This is a genomic window from Streptomyces lothianensis (assembly GCF_047779955.1).
Classification (GTDB): Bacteria; Actinomycetota; Actinomycetes; order Streptomycetales; family Streptomycetaceae; genus Streptomyces.
The window spans coordinates 1-22084 of the sequence record NZ_JBLMKT010000028.1; the positions used below are offsets into that span (position 1 = coordinate 1).

At 70.8% G+C, this 22084-nt stretch carries 18 protein-coding genes, 6 pseudogenes and 1 riboswitch; of the genes and pseudogenes, 12 read left to right on the plus strand and 12 right to left on the minus strand.

The genetic code is table 11. From position 1 onward, the window contains the following. A pseudogene (locus tag ACLF6P_RS08045) lies at positions 1 to 362 on the plus strand (transposase); the annotation flags it as partial. An 11-nt stretch (positions 363 to 373) separates the two neighbouring features. On the opposite strand, the gene ACLF6P_RS08050 reads toward ACLF6P_RS08045, so the two are convergent. The 3 genes and pseudogenes from ACLF6P_RS08050 to ACLF6P_RS08060 all read right to left on the minus strand — a co-directional run. Then, complete coding sequence (locus ACLF6P_RS08050) at positions 374 to 556, minus strand: hypothetical protein (RefSeq protein ID WP_415949162.1); 183 nt, start codon at positions 554 to 556, stop codon at positions 374 to 376. Positions 557 to 871: 315 nt separating this feature from the next. Then, the gene (locus tag ACLF6P_RS08055; protein WP_415949163.1) at positions 872 to 1048 is read right to left on the minus strand and encodes a hypothetical protein; all 177 of its coding nucleotides are present in this window, start codon (positions 1046 to 1048) and stop codon (positions 872 to 874) included. Between the two features lie 342 nt (positions 1049 to 1390). Next, positions 1391 to 1801: pseudogene (locus ACLF6P_RS08060) on the minus strand (chaplin); the annotation flags it as partial. A 185-nt stretch (positions 1802 to 1986) separates the two neighbouring features. Between ACLF6P_RS08060 and ACLF6P_RS08065 the strand changes: the two are divergent. From ACLF6P_RS08065 to ACLF6P_RS08085, 5 genes are read left to right on the plus strand one after another with little or no spacing between them, the layout of a single operon-like run. Continuing rightward, a complete protein-coding gene (locus ACLF6P_RS08065) occupies positions 1987 to 3513 on the plus strand; it encodes a helix-turn-helix domain-containing protein (RefSeq protein WP_415949164.1) in 1527 nt (508 codons plus the stop codon). Next, positions 3510 to 4247 (plus strand): toll/interleukin-1 receptor domain-containing protein, encoded by a 738-nt coding sequence (locus ACLF6P_RS08070; protein WP_415949165.1) that lies wholly within the window; start codon positions 3510 to 3512, stop codon positions 4245 to 4247. The genes ACLF6P_RS08065 and ACLF6P_RS08070 overlap by 4 nt, the downstream gene beginning before the upstream one ends. Then, on the plus strand, positions 4244 to 6232 hold the full coding sequence (locus ACLF6P_RS08075) for a hypothetical protein (protein WP_415949166.1): 1989 nt from the start codon (positions 4244 to 4246) through the stop codon (positions 6230 to 6232). Before ACLF6P_RS08070 ends, ACLF6P_RS08075 begins: the two co-directional genes overlap by 4 nt. Next, positions 6229 to 7296, plus strand: a complete 1068-nt coding sequence (locus ACLF6P_RS08080; protein ID WP_415949167.1) for a cell wall-binding repeat-containing protein — start codon at positions 6229 to 6231, stop codon at positions 7294 to 7296. The genes ACLF6P_RS08075 and ACLF6P_RS08080 overlap by 4 nt, the downstream gene beginning before the upstream one ends. A gap of 10 nt (positions 7297 to 7306) precedes the next feature. Beyond that, positions 7307 to 7756, plus strand: coding sequence for a hypothetical protein (locus tag ACLF6P_RS08085; RefSeq protein ID WP_415949168.1), 450 nt, complete (start codon positions 7307 to 7309; stop codon positions 7754 to 7756). 367 nt (positions 7757 to 8123) lie between these two features. On the opposite strand, the gene ACLF6P_RS08090 is transcribed toward ACLF6P_RS08085, so the two are convergent. Further along, positions 8124 to 8246, minus strand: coding sequence for a hypothetical protein (locus ACLF6P_RS08090; RefSeq protein WP_415949352.1), 123 nt, complete (start codon positions 8244 to 8246; stop codon positions 8124 to 8126). A 57-nt stretch (positions 8247 to 8303) separates the two neighbouring features. Between ACLF6P_RS08090 and ACLF6P_RS08095 the strand changes: the two are divergent. Next, positions 8304 to 8531, plus strand: a pseudogene (locus ACLF6P_RS08095) (long-chain fatty acid--CoA ligase); the annotation flags it as partial. Between the two features lie 81 nt (positions 8532 to 8612). Here ACLF6P_RS08095 and ACLF6P_RS08100 read toward each other — a convergent pair. The 8 genes and pseudogenes from ACLF6P_RS08100 to aztB form a co-directional block, all read right to left on the minus strand. Beyond that, positions 8613 to 10094 (minus strand): PepSY-associated TM helix domain-containing protein, encoded by a 1482-nt coding sequence (locus tag ACLF6P_RS08100; RefSeq protein ID WP_415949169.1) that lies wholly within the window; start codon positions 10092 to 10094, stop codon positions 8613 to 8615. Between the two features lie 184 nt (positions 10095 to 10278). After that, a complete protein-coding gene (locus ACLF6P_RS08105) occupies positions 10279 to 10830 on the minus strand; it encodes a hypothetical protein (protein WP_415949170.1) in 552 nt (183 codons plus the stop codon). A 318-nt stretch (positions 10831 to 11148) separates the two neighbouring features. Next, positions 11149 to 11292 (minus strand): annotated as a pseudogene (locus ACLF6P_RS08110) (ABC transporter substrate-binding protein); the annotation flags it as partial. A 1-nt stretch (position 11293) separates the two neighbouring features. After that, positions 11294 to 11536 (minus strand): annotated as a pseudogene (locus ACLF6P_RS08115) (metal ABC transporter permease); the annotation flags it as partial. A 110-nt stretch (positions 11537 to 11646) separates the two neighbouring features. After that, a complete protein-coding gene (gene aztD, locus ACLF6P_RS08120) occupies positions 11647 to 12849 on the minus strand; it encodes a zinc metallochaperone AztD (RefSeq protein ID WP_415949171.1) in 1203 nt (400 codons plus the stop codon). An 89-nt stretch (positions 12850 to 12938) separates the two neighbouring features. Then, positions 12939 to 13901, minus strand: a complete 963-nt coding sequence (gene aztC, locus ACLF6P_RS08125) for a zinc ABC transporter substrate-binding protein AztC (protein ID WP_415949172.1) — start codon at positions 13899 to 13901, stop codon at positions 12939 to 12941. Next, entirely contained in the window at positions 13898 to 15136 is a 1239-nt protein-coding gene (locus ACLF6P_RS08130) for a hypothetical protein (protein WP_415949173.1), read from the minus strand. Before ACLF6P_RS08130 ends, aztC begins: the two co-directional genes overlap by 4 nt. 10 nt (positions 15137 to 15146) lie before the next feature. Continuing rightward, on the minus strand, positions 15147 to 16043 hold the full coding sequence (aztB, locus tag ACLF6P_RS08135; protein WP_415949174.1) for a zinc ABC transporter permease AztB: 897 nt from the start codon (positions 16041 to 16043) through the stop codon (positions 15147 to 15149). Positions 16044 to 16066: 23 nt separating this feature from the next. On the opposite strand from aztB, the gene aztA reads away from it, so the two are divergent. From aztA to metE, 5 genes and pseudogenes are all read left to right on the plus strand, one after another. Next, positions 16067 to 16801, plus strand: a complete 735-nt coding sequence (aztA, locus tag ACLF6P_RS08140) for a zinc ABC transporter ATP-binding protein AztA (RefSeq protein ID WP_415949175.1) — start codon at positions 16067 to 16069, stop codon at positions 16799 to 16801. A gap of 107 nt (positions 16802 to 16908) precedes the next feature. Continuing rightward, positions 16909 to 17934: a permease gene (locus ACLF6P_RS08145; RefSeq protein ID WP_415949176.1), complete on the plus strand. Its 1026-nt coding sequence runs from the start codon at positions 16909 to 16911 to the stop codon at positions 17932 to 17934. Then, a complete protein-coding gene (locus ACLF6P_RS08150) occupies positions 17931 to 18668 on the plus strand; it encodes a TIGR03943 family putative permease subunit (protein WP_415949177.1) in 738 nt (245 codons plus the stop codon). The genes ACLF6P_RS08145 and ACLF6P_RS08150 overlap by 4 nt, the downstream gene beginning before the upstream one ends. Positions 18669 to 18733: 65 nt before the next feature. Beyond that, positions 18734 to 19144 (plus strand): annotated as a pseudogene (locus ACLF6P_RS08155) (3-hydroxyacyl-CoA dehydrogenase NAD-binding domain-containing protein); the annotation flags it as partial. Positions 19145 to 19351: 207 nt separating this feature from the next. Further along, a riboswitch (cobalamin riboswitch) is annotated at positions 19352 to 19573 on the plus strand. 165 nt (positions 19574 to 19738) lie between these two features. Continuing rightward, positions 19739 to 22057, plus strand: coding sequence for a 5-methyltetrahydropteroyltriglutamate--homocysteine S-methyltransferase (gene metE / locus ACLF6P_RS08160; RefSeq protein WP_415949178.1), 2319 nt, complete (start codon positions 19739 to 19741; stop codon positions 22055 to 22057). Positions 22058 to 22084: the final 27 nt, after the last annotated feature.

Genomic DNA, 22084 nt, shown 5'->3' on the forward strand with positions numbered 1-22084 from the left:
CCGCAGTCCGCCTGAACCAATCAAGATCGGACTCTACGAAACTCGGGGCAGCTCATCCAGCCGGGCGATCCGGCACCTGCTGCGGCGCCGCGGCATCGCCGTCACAATCCCCGAGCGCCGCGATCAAGCGGCCAACCGTCGGCGCCGAGGGCGCCTCGGCGGCCGGCCGCCCACCTTCGACGAAAAGGTCTACCGTGAACGCAACGTGGTCGAACGATGCTTCGCACGCCTCAAGCAGTTCCGCGCGATCGCGACCAGATTCGACAAGCTCGCCGACCGCTACCGTGGCGGAGTCGTTCTGGCCTCGCTGACCCTCTGGCTCCGCGAAACCAGCTCGTGATCATTTGTCAGACACGGCCTAGTCGCCGTACAGCTACTGGAAGTGCAGAGTGTCCTCGATGACCTGCTGCGGGCTGCCGACACTGGACGGCGTCGCCTTCACCCAGTCCTCCAGCGGCGTCTGGATGCCGAACGGGCCGTTGTCGAAGTACGGCCGGTACCGTTCGATCGCGCCTTGGGACCGGTTGGCGATGTGTGCCTGTCCGCCGAGTCCCACGATCGCGTCCTGCGGACGCCCGTGACCGTGGTGAAGAAGGGCGGGTTGTTGTACTCGCCGATCTCAAAACGTCCAGGCCCGCCTCATCGGCATGTCGCGCCATATCAATCACGTTCCGTATCCTCTCGGCCTCGCTCGGCGTGTGCCCCATGGCGGGGTCGCGGGCGATGTCTCTGACGGAGAAGATCCCGAACTGGGCCGCACAGCACGCCGGAACTGCACGGCCCCGGTGTGCTGAAAGGTGCGCACACAGCATTGCGGCGGATCCCGTCCGTGGGATCCGCCGCAATACGGCTGTGCCGTCTGCTCGGCGTGTCAGCCGACGTGCCAGCAGCTGTGGTCGACGTATGCCACGTGGACACTGCCTGCGGTGACGTGTGCGTTCTCGTACCAGCATCCGTGTACGTCACCGGGCTGTGCGGCAGCAGGTGCGGCGGCGACGAGGCCTGCGGCGAACAGACCGGCCAGAACGATCGAGACGCGCCGAAGCATGGTGATCTCCTTCGAGTAGGGGTCCTCGCTATGACTCTTCAACAGCCACCGCGGGGCCGCACGCCGGGAAGGGCCAGCGGGTGGGACGGTCACTGTCGCGGCGGTGCCGCCCCACACCCCGGCGGGGGTCGCAGCTCGGTGACGCCGCCCTGACTGCCGTGGACCGTCGGCGCAGGCCACAGCGTGTGGAGATCAGCTCCCGTAGCCGTAGGTATCGCTGCCGTAACCGTCCATGCCGTCGCCCGATCCGCCGCCGGATCCAGTGCCGTCACCGGAACCCGAACCGTCACCGTCACCGTCATCGGAACCGTCGCCCGAGCCCATGTCACCGCCGCCGTCGGCAGGAGCGACGTCACCGTTCAGGCAAGAGTTGCCGAAGGTCGGGTTCAGAGCGCCGATGACGTTCCCGGAGTTGCCGCACAGGTTCAGCGGAACGTCGATCGGGGCCTGTGCCACGTTGCCGGAGCCGACGCCGGGTGAGCCGACCGCTGCGGCCTCGGCCGTCGCGTCGGCGCCGCTGTTCACACACGTGTTTCCGAACGCCGGGTTCAGGGCACCGATGACGTTCACGGTGTTGCCGCAGAAGTTGACCGGGACGTGGACGGGGGCCTGAGCCGCGTTGCCGGACACCACTCCGGGCGAACCGACCGCGGCCGCCTCCGCGCCCGCATCCGCGGCTGCGAAGCCTGCTCCGCCCAGCACGACCGCGCCCGTGCCGGCGACGACAGCCGCGGTCTTCGAGATGCGAGACATCAAAGAACTCCTTGCTCAAGTCGGCCGCAGGAAACGCGGCCGTAACGTTCCGCCAACGCCCCTCGGCCTACGCGGTCACGCCCGCTGGGCCGAATGGCACCGGCCCGGTCCCACATGAGGGGGAACCGCGCGCATCTCCGCCAGGGGAACCGATCCGACCCCGCTCCGCGCCACACGGGCGGGTGGTGATCGTCTTCGGCAGACCCACCCGCCCGCCGGAAACACGAGCACCGGTCTTCGGAAACCCAACCGCCCCGCACGGGCTTGCCGCGGACCGCCGTAGGAGAAGGAAACGGGAAACAGCTTCGATCGCCTTGTCGGTCCGGGAGTCGGTGCAGCACTCTTCCGTGCAGTACCGCCTCGGCCCGGACGACCGGGTTCGGGAGGTTCCCGTGCGACATCCGTCCACATCGTTCGGCGAGGAACTGAGGAAGCGGCGTCTGGAGGCCGGACTGAGCCTGACGGACCTGTCCGGTCTCGTGCACTACAGCAAGGCGCAGCTCAGCAAGGTCGAGCGGGGCATCAAGTCGCCCAGCCGTGATCTCGCGCGGCTGTGTGACGCCGCACTCGGTGCTGATGGGGCACTGATCGCCCTGGGCACCCCTACCGCCGTCGACTCACCTGCCGTGTCGGCGCCAGGCCGGGTCGAGGAGGAGAACTGGATGATGCAATTGTCACCGGATGGCCCGAATTCGTTCGGGCCCGTGGGTCGGCGTGAGGTGTTGAACGCCGGCGTCGCCTCGCTGATGACCTGGAGGTCGGACGGATCAGGTCCGGCTTCCCCGATCGTCGGCGCGGGCATGCTGGAAGCCTCACGCTCCCTGTTCACGCACTACCGCACACTCGGTCAGACCGTGGATCCCGGCCTGCTCCTGCCCGTTCTGATCGCGCAGACGCACACGCTGCGGGAGTTATCGGCGCAGAGCGACAGCGGCACCAGGCGTCGCCTGCTGGCACTTGGTTCCCGGTACGCCGAGTACGTGGGCTGGCTGGTGCAGGAGACAGGGGACGAGCGCGCGGCGCTGTGGTGGACACAGCGTGCGGTCGACCTGGCCGCCGCCGGCGGTGATCAGGCACTGGCCGGATATGCGCTGGTCCGTAGGGCGTTGGTCACGCTGTACAGGGAGGATGCCGAGCAGACGATCGCGCTGGCCCGCCGGGCACAGAGCGACGTGCTGCCGTCACGGATCCGCGGTCTCGCCGCACAGCGCGAAGCGCAGGGTCACGCCCTCGCCGGTGATGTCGGCGCCTGTCTACGTGCCCTGGACCGGGCTCGTACTCTGCTCTCCCACCCGGACGGCACTGCCGAAGGTGCTGACGGCCCGGTGATCGGCTCCATGCATCTTCCCGATTCGGTCGGCATGGTCACCGGCTGGTGCCTCGTCGATCTCGGGCGGCCGCGCGAGGCGGGCGAGGAACTGGATCGACAGCTCACTCTGGTCGGCCCCGACGCGGTGCGTACCCAGGTCCGGTACGGCGTACGTCGCGCGCTCGCCTTTGCCTGCGCCGGCGAGATCGACCACGCCTGCGCGCTGACGGAGCTACTGCTCGACGGCGTGACGGCGGTGCGCTCGGCGACCGTCACGACCGATCTCCGACGGCTCGTCAGGGTGTTGGGTCGCTATCCGGACCACCCACCGGTACGTCGGCTGGCACCGCGGCTCGGCACCTTGTCACGCCCGACCATCCCTCTTGAGGAGTCACCGTCATGAGCGAGATTTTCATCAACTACCGGACAGGAGACGGAGAGAAGACCGCGGCGCTGCTGCGCCAAGGACTGTCCCACCGCTTCGGTCCAGGACACGCGTTCCACGCATCACAATCCATCGTCCCCGGTGAAAGCTGGCCCGAACGGCTGCTGTCCGCAGTACGGCGCAGTTCCGTACTCCTGGCCATCATCGGTCCGGACTGGACGAACTTCCGTACCCGGTTGGAGGATCCCGAGGACTGGGTGCGCAAGGAAATCGAGGAGGCTTTCCAGTGCGAGGTCCCGGTGGTCCCTGTCCTGGACGGACGCAAAACCAGTCGGCTGGCCAAGGCTGATCTGCCGCCCGCATTACAACGGCTCGCCGATCTCCAGTCCATCGCGTTCGACTCCGGCGACACCGAGGTGTGTGTCGCGCGCATCGGTGACCTGATGGCCGACCTGGTTCCCGGCCTCGAAGACCGGTCCGGGAGCGAAACGGGGACGCCCGCGCCGGGCAGCGTCACCAATTCCATCGGAACCGTGAACGGTACAGCCGTACAGAGCCGTGAGTTCAGCGGTGACGTCGGCACGGTGGTCAAGGGCACCCACGGCCCTGTTCACACCGGGAACGGCAACATCTACTCGCACTCGCGTCATGTCTCGGGTGGCGACGGGATGACGTACTCCGAGGGCGACCACCACGGCGCCGTCCAGCACCGGTTCGGTGAACGGGACGGTCACGAGGACAAGGACCGGTGAGCCAGCACACCGGTACCTGGGTCCGGGACTCGGGTGTCACAGTGACGGGCCCCGGCGACGTCTACATCGGTACGCAGCTGCAGGACTCGGACAAGCCTGCCTTCCGCCGCGTCGCCGAGGACCAACTCCACCGACTGCGCTACGTACTGGTCGCTCCGCCGCGGATGGGTGAGGCTCGTGCCGTACTCGCCGACACCGGCACCGTCATCCTGGACGGTGCCCCGGGCATCGGCCGGTCGGCTGCGGCCCGCGTACTGCTGCACGAACATCACCGGGACAGTGGTGTCTTCCACGAACTCCTGCCCGGTGAGGAGGGGGAGCTGTCCCTCCAGGATCCAGCTCTGGTCGGGACCGGTGATCAGTTGCTGCTGGATCTGTCCACCGCGGACGACCGCCGCTGGGCCGCGGCCCAGGCCGACCTCCCGGCGCTGCGCAAGGCCGTGCACGAGCAGCGGGCTCACCTCGTCGTGCTCATGCCGACCCGCGGCATTCTCGATCCGGACCTCCAGTACTGCCGTGTGGTGCTCGCACGGCCACCCGCAATCGGTGTTCTGCGGCGGCATCTGCGCCTGCACGGTGTGCCGCCTGAGCAATATCTCCGGCCGGATGGCACCGTCACCGGGTTCCTGACGGCGAACAGGCCGATGCGGGAGATCGCGGAATTCGCCGACCTGGTGCGCCGAGCACGCGAGGCCGGTCAGCCCGGAGACGGTTTCGGTCAGTGGTGTGAGGCGGCCTGGCGGGCGCGAAACGACGGCCGACGGGAAGCCGCCGCGCTCGTCGACAAGCTACGGGAGGCACCCCAACGGGCCCTGATGATCGCAGTATCCATGCTGCACGGGGCGCATGCCGATGTCGTTCACCGCGCGGCCGAGCAACTGCTGAGCGCCCTCGGGCCTCCGTCGGAGGGCGACTCGCCGCTGCAGCACCGGGACCTCGCCGAGCGACTCCATCAGATCTCGGCCACTGCCACCCCCAACGGACAGGTCCGGTTCGAGAGGCTGGACTTCGACTCCGCCGTTCGTGCCCATTTCTGGGACCACCTGCCCGATCTCCGCCCTCACCTCGGCACCTGGGCCGCGAGCGTGGTGGAGCTGAACGACCCGCACGTCGTCCCCGTCGTTCGCGACGGCCTGGTGGAGCGAGTGGCCGGTGAATATCTGCGGACCGGACGTGCGGACGGGCTGGGGACCCTCATCGAAGGCTGGAGCACCGGCGGGACGAGCCGCCGTCGCCTGGAAGCGGCCGTCCATGCGCTCACCTGCGGGTTGGCGGACCCGGTGCACGCCAGAGCCTTCCGTGAGCAGATCTACCAGTGGTGCGCCAAACGGAGCCTGAAGGGCGAGCTCGCGCAGGTGTTGGTCCGCGTCTGTGCCGACGTCCTCGCAACGAGTCATCCCGATCAAGCCCTCGTCAGGCTCTACCATCTGGCCCGGCGCGAGCGCGGCACGACGCGTGCCCGGCAGGCGCTGTGCGAGCTCGTGGCGCGCAGCCGCCGACTGCACCGCGTGCTGCTCGACCGTCTCGCCCGTTCCGACTTCTCACCCGCCAATCTCGGGATCTTCCTCCAGGCCAGCGACCCCGAACTGTTGACGCAGCACGCCGGCACCTCGCACACGCTGGTCGACGAGCAGGCCGCACAAGGCTCCCTGACGACCTGCTGGCGCGCGGTGCTGGCCGAACTGCCGCCTCCGCAGTGGCAGGCCGAGGTACGCCGTTGGTTTCATTGGGTGGCCGCCGACGCCGGACCGCACGGCGGGCTCCTGCTCGACCTCCTCGTCAGCGCGGCACAGCGGTGCACGGAGAAACGGGGCAAGGTCTTTGCTCTGCTGTACGCGTGCGCCCGCGACGCCGAGCGCACCGGCCCGGGAGATGCGGCGCGGGCCGCGGAGATCACCGGTCTGCTGCTCCGCAAGATCAGCGCGGCTCAAGCCGTCGCTCCGGCCACATCGCCGACGACCTCACCCGGGGGGACTCGATCATGACCACCGCACGGAAAACCACAACCGTCTTCCTCACCGTTCTGAGCGGCCTCCTGCTGAGCATCGTCGGTCTGGCTCAGCGGTGGCCGGCGTGGACTTGGCCGCTGCTGGCAGTGCTGCTGCTCGTCGTCCCCGCAGTCGTCTTCCGGATCGCCGCGATGCGCCGCGGCACGGTACCGGTGGCTTTCGAGGAACAGCTCACGGCCGCCCCCGTGGAACGCACAGAACACCGTGTCAGCCAGGTCGTGCTGCCAAGCAAGTGGGCCGACTACGACTTCGTCTTCTCCGCGACCGTGCGTTGGTACCTCGTCGACGCTTCCGTGAGTGGCCCCGTTCTCAACCCGGCGGGTCTCGCCGTCGACGCGGTCCTGAAGCGGGCCCGCGCCATCACCGAGCAACGAGATCCAGTCCGGGCCTCACTCGTCGAGCAGGAACTGTCCGGCGCCCTCAGCCGGATGCTGCCCGAGCCCACCGGCCATCTCCAGGCGATGGCGGAGAACATCCAGCTCGTCCTGGCGGAACAGGACCAGGAACGCCTCGACAAGCTCGCCGACGTACGCAAGGACGAGGAAGTCTGGGTGCACCAGCGCAAGTACGAACAGAGCAGGCGCCGGTACCTGGGCGAGGACGTCCTCAAGGACACCGGCAGCGCTGTGGTCTGGTGGCTCACCAAGAACGACGAACACGTGGAGCATACGGTGAACGACCTGGCCCTGCTCGCTCAGCTCACCTCGGCGGCCAATGACACCGACATTCCCGAACGGCTTCGGGATCTGATCTCTCAGCACGCCGGCGAGCCGACGACGTCAGGCCTTCCCAGGGAGGAGCCTCCCTCAGCACCGCCGGGACGGGAGACGGCCACGATGCATCTCTCCGACTTTCTGAACAGCATCGGTTTCACCGACGGTGATGTGCGCCGTCCGATGCTCGCCGCACAGATCGCCGGCCTCATCAAGGGGCAGAACCGCCACGAGACCGCCGAGGAGATCCAGCACCACTTCGATCCGCCGGCGTCTCTTGCCCCGGACGACGACGAGGCACCCGCCTCCGGCTCTCCCCTCGCCTAGGAGAAGACACATGGACAGCGAACTGGCCGTACTCGCGGCGTCGGGTGCCACCACACTGGTCTCTCTCATGGTCACCGATTCCTGGACACACGCCCGGGACCTTGTCGGGCGGTACCTGACCCGCACAGGCGCGGACCCCGCCACGTTCGATGACCTGCAGGACACCAGGACCCGGCTCCTCGCCGCCGACTCCACGGAACGTGAAAGGACCGCCCGCGAGGTCAGCCGACGATACGGTGACCGTCTGCGCCGACTCGCGAACGCCGATGACGGCAGCGGTGAGGCCCTGCGTGCTCTGCTGACCTCGTTACTGCAACTCTCGGCGCCCGCGGCAGACAGCCGACGCACGGTGGACAACCGCATCAGTGGCGGAGTCCAGCACGGCCCCGTCGTCCAGTCGGGCACCGTTACTGGGCTGACCTTGCACGTGGATCACGTCGATCGCACGGATCGCCAGTAGCGCCGACGCAGCGAGGGCACCGCTCGTTCCTGGGTTCGATCAGCCTGTTGCTGCCAAGCTCGGATGATACGGGTGCCGTGGCAACGCGAGTCGGCCGCCCCGAGGCAGCCGCGTAGATCTACGCGACGCCCGATGGTCACGGCACCCCGGAACCCATCCGGCGAGGTCGTCGTCATCGCCGGCCTTGCGTCGAGCGACGGGGCAGGAACCGGCAGGGGGTGTGCGTCGACCCAGTATCCCCCGTCGTCCCACTGGCCCAGGAGGGCGTCGATCGCGACGGAGCCGGGTATGTGACGCCGTGACAGAGGCCCCGGTGCGGGGGCTCGTGGGCAGGGCACGCGCGTGTCCTGCCCTGCGTCGTCGACCGTCACAAAACGGGGAACCAGGCCGCCGGACGCTTGGCAATGACCGGTACATCGACGTTGTCCTGCGCGACGTCCTCGACGAGCGGTGTGCGGCCCTCCCGACGAGCCCGCTCGGTGGGCTTCACGTCAAGGTCGCTGGAGAAGGCCGCGCAGCGGCAGATCGAGCGCGCGACAGCCTGGACGACGAGACGGGCGAAAAGCTGCCCGCTCCCACCGCTCTGGTCCTCGGCGGGGGGGGGCCGCTCGACGAGACGACCTCGGCGGCCGCGGCAGCGGCAGCGGCGTTCGCCTGCCCGGTGGTGAACCTCTACGGATCGGCCGACGGCGTCAACTGCCACACGGGACTCGACCACAAGACCCCGCCCACGGACCGGCACGGGGTGGTCGCGGGGTGCCCGGACCCCCGTGTGGTGGCGGGATGACAGCCGCCGGGGTACGGGAGGGCACCCCAGGTGCCCTCCCGTACCCCGCCCTCTCGCGAAGTGGCACGACTACGCGGTACGGGCCCGCCCGACAAACCCGACGACCACGTCCACGACGAGGAACCCGAGCAGCGTCACCCCGAGCAGGGGCAGCGCCCAGCCCAGGGCGACGACCGCCGGCACACCCAGGACCAGCACGGGCAGCGGCAGTCGGCGCCACGCGCCCCGGGCCGGGGCCTTGCCGAGCACGGCCCGGCGGTCGTCACGGATGGGCCTGCGCTGCCACCACATCCGGTAGCCCCAGACGACGACCAGGGTCAGACCGAGGGCGATGGCCGCCAGGGCGATCTGGTTCACGATCCCGAACAGCCGCCCCATATGGGCCTGGATGCCGAGCTTGGTCAGCTTGGCAAGGACCGGGTAGTCCGCCCACCGGCTCTCGGCGGTGACCACGCGCCTGTCCACGTCGATGGCCACGCTGTCGAAGCGGACCGGCCACACGTTGTCCTTCTGGGCCACGGCCCAGGCGCTCGCGGAGTCGGCGGGAGGCTTCACCTGCACGGTGCCGCCCAGACCGGCGTCCCGCGCCACGGCGAGGGCCGTGTCGAAGTCGGCCGGGTCGGCCGATGCCGTCTCGTTCCCGGCGGCGCCGTGCCCCGCGTGCTCACCGTGTCCCGCGTGGTCGCCTTCGGCGGCGGGCTCGGCGCCGGGCAGCGCGGTGTCCAGGCGCGGCGCTTTCCCCTTGACGGTGTCCAGCAGCTGCCCGAAGCGGTCACCGGCGTACTGGGACCAGGTCAGACCGGTCGCGCTGAGGAACAGCAGACCGAGGGCCAGCCACACTCCCGTGGCGGCGTGCCAGGAGCGGGTCCGCCGCACGCCCCGGGCACCGCGGTCGGGCAGCAGGGCGCCGCGCGCCCCCTTGGCGCGCTGCCCGCGCACGCGTCCGAGCCAGAGCACGAGCCCACCGGCGACGAGGACCCACAGCCAGGTCGCGGCGACCTCCGAGTAGAGCCGGCCGGCATCGCCAAGCTGGAGGCTGCTGTGGAGTTCGCTGAGCCAGGTGGTGAGCGGGGTCGAGCCCCAGGACGTGGTCAACTCTCCCTTCACCTCGGCGGTGTAGGGGTCGACGTAGACCGTGCGCTGGTTCTCGCCCAGCTCCGGCACGGACAGCACCACCTGCGTGGTGTCCTCCGGGCCGGGCGGTGAGATGACCGAGTCGAGCGTTCCTTCGGGATGCGCGGCCCGAGCCGCGGCTATCTGCTCCGAGAGCGGACGTGGTTCCCCGGCGACACGCTCGACGCGCAGTTGATCGCCGTAGACCAGCTGGTCGAGCTGCGGCGCGAACGTGTAGACCAGCCCGGTCAGGGCTGCCACGAGCAGGAAGGGGGCGACGAAGATCCCGGCGTAGAAGTGCAGGCGCAGCAACAGCGCCCGTACGTCCTGCCAGGAGCGGCCGGACCTGCCGCCGTCGGCGGAGTCCGTCGTCGGGCGGGCGGGCGGCTCGGCACCCCCGCGGGCGTTTTGTGAGGATTCTTCTGTTCTGGAAGACATGCGGTGTTCCTAACGGGCGTACGCGGCCGGGGCCGGTACGCGAGCGAAGCCGGTGAGGGATTCCGCCGCAGGACGCGGCGTGACGTGATCGCGGCCTTGGCCGCGGCCCGGACCGACCTCGCCTCGCGCATGCCTCAGGAGCGCCGGTCACCGACGGGCGCGCGGGTGTGCAGGGGCTATGGGGTCAGGCCGGGGCACGCGGTACGGGCGGTCCTCGCCGGGGACAGGAACGGGCGAGCAGGACACCGCGGCCGACATGCAACGCCGGCGCGGGAGTACGGAAGGGGCGGGGCGCGACGGGCAGCACGACCGCGGGGCGACGGCAGATGTCCGGCACCACCAGAGCAGCCAGTCGCCGAAGCACCCGTTCGCCGTGAACGACGCACAGCGCGGCCCCCAGGGTGGCGGCGCTGTGGGCGAGCGTCATGGCCGTGGACATGGAGTGGCCCGCCATGTCCGCCGTGTCCGCCGTGTGCGGGCCGCCCATATGGTGCGCTCCGTGCCCGACGGCCGCGTGCCCGGAGGCCGTGTGGGCGCCGCTCTCCGGCACGGACAGGCGGTGGAGGGCGAGGTGCAGCGCGAACTGGGTGCATGCCAGCAGCAGCACCGTCACGTCGAACCGGCGCCGGCGCCGGCGCCCGCCGAAGAGCACCACGCCCTGCACGGTCAGAACGCCGAACAGGAGGGCGAGCACGCCCGCGTGCGGCAGATGCCCACCGGCCGCGACGTGGCTCACGGCTCCCAGAACCAGGGACGCGGAAGCGCAGAGCAGACCCCTTGAAGTCCGCCGCATCCAGCTCTCCGTTCCGCGCACCGGCACAACCTATCCAGTGCTCACACGCGCCTCGCCACCTGCCCCGGGGGCAACTTCCCCGGTGTGGCGGGGTGCCGGCGTACGGGGCACCGCTCATCGGCCGTACGGCGCAAGGCGCTTGTGCACCGCAGAAGGGACTCCGGTGCCGCCGCGAAGGCGCCGAGCCTGCCGCTCGGTAACCGGGATCGCATATGCGCCCATGGCGGTCGTGGGCGCACAGCCGCGGCAGACATTCGCGTCAGAGGCGCCCATGGCCTTCTTCAGCTCGGCCGCCGCGTCGCGGTAGACCGACAGGAGGTCGAGATCGTTCCCCGGATCGTTGACGATCTTCACCTGTCCGGCGCCCGAGTCGGGCAGGACCGTGCCGGTCGGCATATGGGCGTTGCAGGGAGTCGCCCAGGCGTCGCGCGGCGAGCGCGGGCAGCAGGGTCAGAGCGTCGACCAGCAGGGCGCCGGTCAGCTTGATCGCACCCGCGACGGCGACCGCGACGAGGACCATCAGGACGACGGTCAGGGCCCGTACCGGCACCCCGGAGCACTGGGCCGGCTCCCGGTCGTACAGCAGCAGGCCGATGTCCCGACGGCGCCACAGGAACAGCCCCGGGACGGCGACAGCGAGCACTTCGAGGGCCTGAACCGTGGCCGCGCCCCGGCGAGCCGGAACGGAACGCCCGCCGGAACACGGGTCCGGCGGGCGCTTTCCCTCGGGCCCCTCTGGGAGCCCCGGGGCGGGACGCGTCAGTGACCGGCCACCGTCCCGGACAGTTCGTTGGTGCCCTTCGGCAGCGTCACGGACGTCTCCTTCTCGCCCGAGTCCAGGTCGAAGGAGTGCAGTTGGCGCTTGCCCGGGTCGGAGACGTACGCCGTGTGGTCACGGACGAACAGGGTGGGCCTGGGCTGCTGCCAGTCCAGGGGTTCCGTCCAGTCGCCGACCGCGTCGATCTTCTTCTCGACCTTGCCGGTCTCCGGGTCGATGACGTGCAGGACGCCGTTGGTGCCGAGCACGAGGGCCTCACCGTGCGGGCCGCGGGCGAGGGAGCGGAAGGAGTAGCTGGTGCCGAGGTCGACCAGCTTCATCTTCGCGGTGCGGGTGTCGATCAGCGAGATGCGGGTCGGCCGCTCCAGCTCCGCCTCGGGGTCGGTCTTGTAGTCGCCCAGGAGGATCGGGGAGACGTCACTGCCCGCCTGGTTGCCGGTACGGGCATAGTCGTCGGGTGCGTCGACCTTGGTGAACTCGCCGTCCTTGTAGAGCAGGACGCCGTCCTCGCAGCCGAGTCCGACCACCTCGCCCTTGGCCGCGGCCTCGCCGTGCACGCCGGGGCAGTTCTCGGCGCGGGCGATCTCCTTGTCGTCCTTGTCCAGGACGAGGGCGCCGGTGCGCTTCTCCTCGGTGCCGAGGGTGGTGACGAGTTCGCCGTCGGCCAGTTCGATGGCCACGCCGTGGTGGGGCTCGGCGGAGGTGTAGGTGCGGGTCTTCGGCTGCTTGCCGCCGGCCAGGTCGGCGGGGTCGAGAACGTTCACCTCGCCCGTGCCGTCGGTGAACAGGACCGTCCTGCCGCCGTGCCGTACGACGTGGCCCGGCTTGGCGCCCTTGAACTCGGCGTCGGTGAACTCCTGCCGGGCGGCGTCGAACACGCGGAAGCCGGTGTCGGTGGAGATGACGACGTGGTCCTCGTCGCCGGCCGGGTTGACCCGGTTGAAGCCGGGCAGATCTATCGTCTTCGCCAGTTTCAGGGTCTCGCCGTCGAGGACGTAGAGCCCCCCGTCGTAGGTGGCGACGACCGGGTTCTTGACGGCTGCGGCCTCGCTGCCCTTCGGCTGCTTCTTCGGCTCGGCGTCGGACGAGGCGCCGTCGCCTCCGCCACAGGCGGTCAGCGCCATGGCCGTCGCCAGAGCGAGTGCCGTGCCGGTGAGCGTTCTGGCGCGTGTGGACCTGTTCATCGCGTGTCTTTCCTCTCCGGCCCTCGGGGCGCGGGGTCGTGTTGTGGAGCGGCGGGCGTGTTCGGTTCGCCCGCCGGGGGGAGGCTTGTTCAGTCGCGGGTGAGGCCCTCGGCCATGGCCGAGGTGTTGGCGCGCATCATCTCCAGGTAGGTGCCGGCGCCCTTGCCCTTCTCGGTCAGCGACTCGGAGTGGAGGGAGACGACGTCCACGTCGCCGCCCATCTCCTGGCGCAGGACCTCCGCGAGCTTGGTGGGCTGGGAGGAGTCGGCGAAAACGGTGCGCACACCTGCGCTCTCCATGGCCTGGCTGAGGGAGCGCAGGTCGGAGGAGCTGGGTGAGGCAAGGGTGGTGCCGCTGGGGATGACCGCGCCGATCACGCGGAAGCCGAAGCGGTCGGCGAGGTAGCCGAAGACGTGGTGGTTGGTGACCAGGGCGCGCCGGTTCTCGGGTACGGCGGCGAAGGTTTTCTCCATCCAGGCGGTGAGGTCGGCGAGTTGTCCGTCGTAGCGTGCGGCGTTGTTCCGGACGGCCTGGTCGTCCACGCCGTTGACGTGTTCGGTGACTTGGTCGGCGATCAGGCGGGCGGCCTTGCGGACGCGGTCGGGGTCGGTCCAGAAGTGCGGGTCGGGTCCGCCGGCCTCGTTCTCGGGGCCGTCGTCCTGCCCGGTACGGAAGGTGAGGGGATCGGACGCCTCGCCCGCCGCGAAGGTGGCCACGCCGGACTCACGGGCCGCTTCCACGTGCCGCAGTACGTTCTCCTCGAGGCCGAGCCCGTTGTAGACGACCAGGTCCGCGTTCTCCAACTCCGCGGCCTGCACGGCCGACAGGCCGAAGGAGTGCGGGTCGGCGTCGGGCTTCATCAGGACACTGACGTCCGCCTCGTCCCCGACGATCTCCCGGGTGATGTCACCGAGGATGTTGGTGGTCACCACGACCTGGGGCCGTTCGTCTCCACCGCCCGCACACCCGGTCGCCGTAGCGGCGACGATGAAAAAGCTGACCAGGGTCACCAGCGCGGCACGGACCCGTGCCGCACCCACACGCACGCTCATCGGCCCGTCTCCACCATCAGGGACGGACGGACGTCCAGGTCGAAGGTGCGCGCCACTCGGAGGTCGTCGTTGCAGTCGATCTCGTACACGCGCTTGCCCTCGGGGTCGTTGAGGTAGGCACGGCTGCGGTCCACCTCGATCACCGGCGTGGCGGCGCCGCCGGGCTCCGCTTCGGAGACGTCCTTGAGCAGGGGTTCGGTGACCGTCGTCTCCTTGCCAGTGGATATGTCGTAGCCGTGCAGGGCACCGTCGGTCTCCAGGACCACCAGCGGCGAGCCTTCGCCGGCCGTGTTGGCGGCGGCCACGGGGCCGGTCTCCACCCGGGTCCAGGCGCCCTCGTTGACGTCCAGGACCCAGACGGCGTCCGTGCCCGCGAGTGCCGTGAGGGTGCTGCTCCCCGGACGGTGCCGGAACTCGGCGGCACGCTCCTCCTTCGGTACGTCCTCGCCGTAAGGGATCTTCTCGGCGGTGAAGGCGCCCTCGTCCTCGTGGACGAGCAGGGCGCCGTCGGCGCAGCCCAGGACGAGACCGCGCCGGGTGACCGCGTCGCCGTGCGGTTCCTCGCACTCCCCCTTTGGGGTGGCGACGCGCTTGCCGGACCGGTCGAGAACGGCGACCCTCGCGGGGCCGCCGCTCCCGCCGGTGAGGGCGATGAGGTGTTCGGCGTACGGCACGACCGGGCCTGCGTAGGTGCCCGGGAGCGGGGTGGGGGTGCCGAGGGCGCCCTTCTCCAGTTCGGCGCGCGGGTACACGCTCGCCCTCCCGTCGGCCGCCGTGACCACGGTGACGCCCGCGTCGCTGCGGACGCCCGTGCCGGTGCCGCTCGGGAACTCGCCGACCTCCTGGATCTTCGCGCTGTAGTAGTGCACGTGGTCTCCGTGGTCGATCATCCACGCGCCGCCGTCGAGGACCCGGGTGTCGCCCGCACGGTGGAAGTAGCCGAAGCGGCCGTCCGTGGTGAGTGCGGTGACACCGGGGGTGCGGGCGGTGTCGTGCACCTTGCCGGTGATCAGGTCCAGCACCCGGGTGTCGCCGGTCTCGGGGTCGCCGAGCAGGAGCCGGGACTGCTGCTCGGCAGCCTCGGTGGCGCCTTCCACGTAGCCGTGCGGGGTGGCGGAGGAAGCGGCGCCCTCGGAGCCGGACTCTGCATCGTCCCGGCCCCCGCATCCGGCGGTCAGGAGGGCCACGGCCGCCAGCGCCGGGGCCAGCGATGTGACGTTTCTTCGGACGAGCAACGAGATCGCCTCAGGTTTCGTTCGGTCGGGGGGTGGTGGCGCTCCGGGCCGAGGTGACCGCCCGGGCGGGGACGCCCGCAGGGCGCGCACGGCGGCGGTGCCGGAGGCCGGACGCCAGATGGGACAGGAGGAAGAGGCCGACCGCGAGGGCCGAGACGGTCGCGCCGGCCGCGGTGCTCAGGTGCCAGGACAGGAGCAGGCCGCCGAAGGTGGCGGCGGTGCCGAGGACAGTGGCCAGGGCCATGACTCCGCTCACGCTGCGCACCCAGGGCAGGGCCGCCGCGGGCGGGGCGATGAGCAGGCCCAGGACGAGCAGCGTCCCCACGATGTGGAACGAGGCGACGATGGCCAGCGCCAGCAGACCCAGCAGTACGGCGTGGGCCAGCCGCGGGCGCAGACCCAGCGTGCGGGCCTTGCGCTCGTCGAACGCCAGGGCCAGGAAGGCGCGGTGGCCCAGCACCGAGACCGCCAGCGCCAGCAGCAGGGCCGCCCCGAGGAGCGTCAGGTCGCGCTCCCGCACGGCGAGGACGTCACCGAAGAGGAAGCCGGTGAGGTCCACCGCGAAGGACTGCGAGCGGGACACGATGATGACGCCGAGCGACAGCATGCCGACGAACAGCAGGCCGATGCCGGTGTCCTGGGACAGGATCGGAGTGCGTCCGAACGCCGTGACGCCCGCCGTCATGACGGCCGCGCTCACCACCGCCCCCACCATGAGGTTGCCACCGAGCAGCGAGGCGACCGCGACGCCGGGCAGCAGCCCGTGGGACATGGCGTCGCCGAGGAAGGCCATCCCCCTCAGCACCACCCACGTACCCGCGAGGGCGCATATGGCCGACACCAGGATCCCGGCCCACAGGGCCCGCTGCACAAAGGCCACCTCGAAAGGGGCCGTCAACCACTCCATACGAAGACCCTACAATGAAAACCATGTTCAAAAACAACCCCCCGTCGGCGCCGGACGGCGAACCGAGGAACGAACGCGTCCGGTTCCACGAGCTGAACGCCGGCTATCCGGGCCGCCCCGTACTCCATCAACTCAGCGCCGAGATACCGGCTTTGGCCATGACCGCACTCGTAGGGCCGAACGGGAGCGGCAAGTCCACGCTGCTGGGCGTCCTGGCCGGCGTGATCACTGCCACGTCCGGACAGCTCAGGTACGCGGAGGGCTCGCCACCGGCATTCGTCCCGCAGCGCGGCGCCGTCGGCGACGCGCTCCCCCTTACGGCGCGGCAGACGGTGGAGATGGGCCGCTGGGGCGAGCGGGGACTGTGGCGGCGGCCGACCCGGCAGGACCGGGCCGTGGTCGACCACGCCATGGAACGGCTGGGTGTCACCGGCCTCGGCGCCCGCCAGCTCGGCGAGTTGTCGGGCGGCCAGCGCCAGCGCGTCCTGATCGCGCAGGGCCTCGCCCAGCAGTCCGACCTGCTGCTCCTGGACGAGCCGACCACCGGCCTCGACCCCGGAGCACGGGAGAGGATCACGGCCCTGCTGACCGCTCTGGTGGCCGACGGCACGACCGTCGTCCAGGCCACGCACGACCTCGAGGCGGCCCGCTCCGCCGACGCCTGCCTGCTCCTCAGCGACGGACGACTGGTCGCGGACGGTCCAGCCGCGGACGTACTCACCCCCCAGGGGCTCTCCAGGATCTGGCAACCGGCGTGAGGCGCGGGACCGGACGCGTGGCGGTCGGCGTGCGCGGATCACCGCGGTCTCACCAGGCTGGGCGGGCCGCCACCGCGCAGAAAGTGCCGAACGGTGAAGGGAGTGACGTGAGCGATCAGAAGTACACCGGAGGGCGGGGCAGGCTCGGCGACGCCGTGCGCCTGACCGTTCGGGCAGGGGTGAACGTCCTGCTCGGCGGATTCGCGCTCCTCACGATCGTCACGGTCGCCGGGATCCTCGGCCCGATGCTCGCGCTCGGCCTCTACACGCCTCCCATCGCGGCCTGGTGGACGGTGTTCACCGCCGTCGTCGTCCAGGGCGTGCCGTTCCTCCTGCTCGGTGCGTTGGTCTCCGCGGCCGTCGGCACGCTGGTCCCCGAACGGGTCTTCGCCCGGTTGCTGCCGCGCAGTCCCGTGCTCTCGGTACCCGTGGCGGGTGCCGCCGGGGTGGCACTGCCCGGGTGCGAGTGCGCTTCCGTGCCGGTGGCCGGCAGTCTCATGCGACGCGGGATCGCCCCGTCGGCCGCCCTCGCGTTCCTGTTGTCCGCGCCCGCGATCAACCCCGTGGTGCTCGTCGCCACGTCCCTCGCCTTCCCCGGTCAACCGATGATGGTGGTGGCCCGGTTCACCGCCTCGCTGGCCACCGCCGTGACCATGGGCTGGCTGTGGGCGCGCTTCGGCCGCACTGAGTGGCTGCGGCTTCCGGCACGGCCCGACGCCGAGGCCACCGGCTCACGCGCGGGTGCCTTCGCCTCCGGGGTGCAGCACGACTTCCTGCACGCCGGGGGCTTCCTGGTGGTGGGGGCGGCCGCGGCGGCGACGTTCAACATCGCCGTGCCGCGCTCGCTGCTGGACCTCTTCACGGCGTCCGCCTGGGTGTCGGTGCTGATCCTGGCGCTGCTCGCCGTGGTGCTGTGCGTGTGCAGCGAGGCGGATGCCTTCGTGGCGGCGTCGCTGAGCGGGTTCGGACCGGTGGCCCAGCTGGCGTTCATGGTGGTCGGGCCGATGGTCGACCTCAAGCTGTTCGCGCTCCAGGCGGGCACGTTCGGACGGGACTTCGCCCTCCGGTTCTCGTCCGTCACCTGGGTGGCCGCAGTGACGGGCAGTTTCCTGGTGGGATGGTGGCTGCTGTGAGGAAGTACGGATCCTCGGCGCTGCTGCTGCTCGTCGGCATCGCGGTGCTGCGCGTCTCGCTCTTCGGCGACCTCTACCTCCGCTACGTACAGGCAGGACTGCGGCCGTATCTGGTCGCCTCCGGTGGGCTGCTGGCGGTGCTCGGTCTGGCGCGGGGCGCGCTGACCGCGCGAACGGGGTGGGGGGACTCCCGCGACGCCGACGTGCACGGTCGGCAGGACCACGGTCACGCCCACACAGGCGCTCCACGTGTCGCCTGGCTGCTCGCCCTGCCCGCCGTCGCCCTGCTCTGGTTCCCTCCTCCGGCGCTGGGTTCCTACAGTGCTGCGCGCGAAGAGGCCGGGCGTGCCGAGGAGTTCGTCGGCACGTTCCCCGCACTGCCCGCCGGTGACCCGGTGGAGCTGAGCCTGGCCGAGTTCGGATCGAGGGCCGTGTACGACAGCGACTACTCGCTACGGGACCGCACGGTGCGGCTCACCGGCTTCGTCACCCGCGACGACGACGGCACCTGGTACGTGACCCGGCTGCGGGTGGCGTGCTGCGCGGCCGACGCGACGGCGGTCAAAGCAGAAGTCCGCGGCGTACGGGCACCGGAGGCCGACACCTGGGTGACGGTGACCGGCACCTGGCACCCCAGCGGCCGGCTCGGCTCGGCGGCCGCCTGGCCCCCGGTGCTGGACGCCACGGACGCCCGGCAGATCGCCGAGCCGACGGACCCCTACGAGGAGCGTTGAGACGCGTCGAGGGCCCACCGCCCGGGTGGACCGTCCGGCTCCACCCGAGGACCGCTTCGGAGGACATCCGGCGCTTGGGGGTCGTCGGCGGCGGACAGATGGGGGCCGGCATCGCCGAGGTCTGTGCCCGGGCCGGACTCGGCACGATCGTCTGCGAGGCCACCCGTCCGGCGGCCGAGGCGGCCCACGAGCGGATCGCCGTCTCTCTGGAGCGGGCCGTCCAGCGCGGCAGGCTCGACCGGATCTCCGCCCGAACCGCCCTCGAACAGGTCACGGTCACGGCGTAACTCGCCGATCTCGCCGACCGGCAGCTCGTCGTGGAGGCCGTCACCGAGAACGCCGAGGCCAAGGCCGAGGTGTTCGCGGCCCTCGACAAGATCGTCACCGATCCGGAGGCGGTCCTCGCCACCAACACCTCCTCCCTCCCCGTCATGCGCCTGGGCATGACGACCGGGCGGGCGGACCCCCTGGGCGGCAACGTGGCGCGCCGGGTGAGGGTCCGGCGCGCCACGCGAGAAGGCGGGGGGCGACATGGCGCCTCCCGCCCCTTCGACTTGCCCTCGCCCGTCACTCGTCACTCGTCACCCGTCACTCGTCACTCGTCACTCGTCACTCGTCACCAAGGTGTCTCACCTCACGATCCGGATCATGGACAACGGCCGCCATGCCTTGGACGCCCCCGTAAGGTGGCCGGTGCAGCTGGTTCGCCCCGTCCGCCAGGCGGGATGCGTCGTAAGAGGGAACCCGGTGGGAATCCGGGACTGCCCCGCAGCGGTGAGCGGGAACGACCGCCGTCATACGCACTGGGTCCGGCACACAGGACCCGGGAAGCGACGGCCAGTAGGAGTCTCGTACGACGAGACGCGCCCGCGAGTCCGAAGACCTGCCCGTTGCCCGCACGCGGACGATTCCGCGCGCGGACATCCCGGTGACCTCGAGGGCGGGTCGGCGAACACAACCAGGCGGACGCCTGCGCCTTTCCGCGCGCTCGCACCCTCCGGTCCTTCGCCCCTTCGCGCTCTCGTCCGGTCCCCGGGATCTCAGGGATTCATCTCGCGAAGGAGGTCTCCATGACCACGAAGTCCGCAGCCGCGGCAGCACGGGCCACCGTGTACGGCTACCCCCGCCAGGGACAGAACCGGGAACTGAAGAAGGCGATCGAGGGCTACTGGAAGGGCCGCGTCACCGCCGACGCCCTCCACTCCACCGCCGCCGAACTGCGCCGCACCCACTGGCAGTACCTCTCCGACACGGGCCTCCACGAGGTGCCGACCGGCGACTTCTCGTACTACGACCACGTCCTCGACACCACCGTCATGGTGGGAGCCGTCCCGGAGCGCCACCGCGCCGCCGTCGAGGCGGACGCCCTCGACGGCTACTTCGCCATGGCGCGCGGCACCCAGGATGTGGCACCGCTGGAGATGACCAAGTGGTTCGACACCAACTACCACTACCTGGTGCCCGAACTCGGCCCCGACACCGTCTTCGCGGCTGACGCGCGCAAGCAGGTCGCGGAACTCAAGGAAGCCCTCACGCTCGGGCTCACCGCCCGGCCCGTGCTCGTCGGCCCCGTCACCTACCTCCTGCTCGCCAAGCCCGCCCCGGGCGTGGCCGCGGACTTCGACACGCTCACCCTGCTGGACCGGCTGATGCCGGTGTACGCGGAGGTGCTGGCCGACCTCCGGGCCGCCGGCGCGGAGTGGGTCCAGCTCGACGAGCCGGCGCTCGTCCAGGACCGTACTCCCGCCGAGCTGAACGCGGCCACGCGCGCCTACCGCGACCTCGGCGGTCTCGCCGACCGGCCGAAGCTCCTCGTCGCCTCCTACTTCGACCGTCTCGGCGAGGCGCTTCCTGTCCTCGCCAAGGCCCCGGTCGAAGGGCTCGCGCTCGACTTCACCGGCCCCGCCGCCGCCCATCTGGAGGCGCTGGCAGCCGTCGGCGGCCTGCCGGGCAAGCGGCTCGTCGCCGGCGTGGTCGACGGACGCAACATCTGGGTCAACGACCTGGAGAAGTCCCTGTCCACACTCGGCACCCTGCTCGGCCTCGCCGACCGCGTCGACGTCTCCGCCTCCTGCTCCCTGCTCCATGTGCCGCTCGACGCGGCGGCCGAGAAGGACGTAGACCCGCAGATCCTGCGCTGGCTCGCCTTCGCCGGGCAGAAGACGGCGGAGATCGTCACCCTGGCCAAGGGATTGTCGAAGGGCACCGACACGATCGCGGGCGAACTCGCCGCCAACCGAGCCGCCCTCGCCTCCCGGGCCAGTTCCCCCATCACCCGCGACCCTGTCGTCCGCTCCCGCACGGCCGCCGTCACCCGTGCCGACGCCCTGCGCTCCCAGCCCTACCCGGAGCGGGCCGCCGCCCAGCGCGCCCACCTCGGGCTGCCGCTCCTGCCGACCACGTCCATCGGCTCCTTCCCGCAGACCGCCGAACTGCGCGCCGCCCGCGCCGACCTGCGGGCCGGCCGGATCGACGCCGACGGCTACGAAGACCGGATCAGGGCGGAGATCCAGGAGGTGATCGCCTTCCAGGAGAAGACCGGGCTCGACGTCCTTGTGCACGGAGAGCCCGAACGCAACGACATGGTCCAGTACTTCGCCGAACAGCTGACCGGTTATCTGGCCACCCGGCACGGCTGGGTCCAGTCGTACGGCACCCGCTACGTACGCCCGCCGATCCTCGCCGGCGACATCTCCCGGCCGGAGCCGATGACCGTGCGCTGGACGTCGTACGCCCAGTCCCTCACCCCCAAGCCGGTCAAGGGCATGCTCACCGGCCCCGTCACCATGCTCGCCTGGTCCTACGTCCGCGACGACCAGCCGCTCGCCGACACCGCCCGCCAGGTCGCCCTCGCCCTGCGCGACGAGGTGGTCGACCTGGAGGCGGCCGGCACGGCCGTCATCCAGGTCGACGAGCCCGCCCTGCGCGAAACACTGCCGCTCCGCGCCGCCGACCACCCGGCCTACCTCGCCTGGGCCACGGAGGCGTTCCGACTCACGACCGGTGGCGTGCGACCGGACACCCAGATCCACACCCACATGTGCTACGCCGAGTTCGGCGACATCGTCCAGGCCATCGACGACCTCGACGCCGACGTCATCAGCCTGGAGGCCGCGCGCTCCCACATGCAGGTCGCCCGCGAGCTCGCCTCGCACGGCTACCCGCGCGAGGCCGGCCCCGGTGTCTGGGACATCCACTCACCGCGCGTCCCGTCCACGGAGGAGGCGGCGGCCCTGCTCCGGACCGGCCTCGAAGCCATCCCGGCCGAGCGCCTCTGGGTCAACCCCGACTGCGGCCTGAAGACCCGCGGTTGGCCCGAGACCCGCGCGTCCCTGGAGAACCTGGTCACCGCGGCGCGTGCCGTTCGCGGTGAGCTGTCCGGCTCCTGACGTACACCGTGTGCCACAACGGAGACC

Bases quoted from the DNA above. Each gene is read 5' to 3' on its own strand.
- ACLF6P_RS08055 (WP_415949163.1), bottom strand. From the start codon at position 1,048: ATGCTTCGGCGCGTCTCGATCGTTCTGGCCGGTCTGTTCGCCGCAGGC.
- ACLF6P_RS08070 (WP_415949165.1), top strand. From the start codon at position 3,510: ATGAGCGAGATTTTCATCAACTACCGGACAGGAGACGGAGAGAAGACC.
- ACLF6P_RS08080 (WP_415949167.1), top strand. From the start codon at position 6,229: ATGACCACCGCACGGAAAACCACAACCGTCTTCCTCACCGTTCTGAGC.
- ACLF6P_RS08085 (WP_415949168.1), top strand. From the start codon at position 7,307: ATGGACAGCGAACTGGCCGTACTCGCGGCGTCGGGTGCCACCACACTG.
- ACLF6P_RS08100 (WP_415949169.1), bottom strand. From the start codon at position 10,094: ATGTCTTCCAGAACAGAAGAATCCTCACAAAACGCCCGCGGGGGTGCC.
- aztD (WP_415949171.1), bottom strand. From the start codon at position 12,849: ATGAACAGGTCCACACGCGCCAGAACGCTCACCGGCACGGCACTCGCT.
- aztC (WP_415949172.1), bottom strand. From the start codon at position 13,901: ATGAGCGTGCGTGTGGGTGCGGCACGGGTCCGTGCCGCGCTGGTGACC.
- aztB (WP_415949174.1), bottom strand. From the start codon at position 16,043: ATGGAGTGGTTGACGGCCCCTTTCGAGGTGGCCTTTGTGCAGCGGGCC.
- aztA (WP_415949175.1), top strand. From the start codon at position 16,067: ATGTTCAAAAACAACCCCCCGTCGGCGCCGGACGGCGAACCGAGGAAC.
- metE (WP_415949178.1), top strand. From the start codon at position 19,739: ATGACCACGAAGTCCGCAGCCGCGGCAGCACGGGCCACCGTGTACGGC.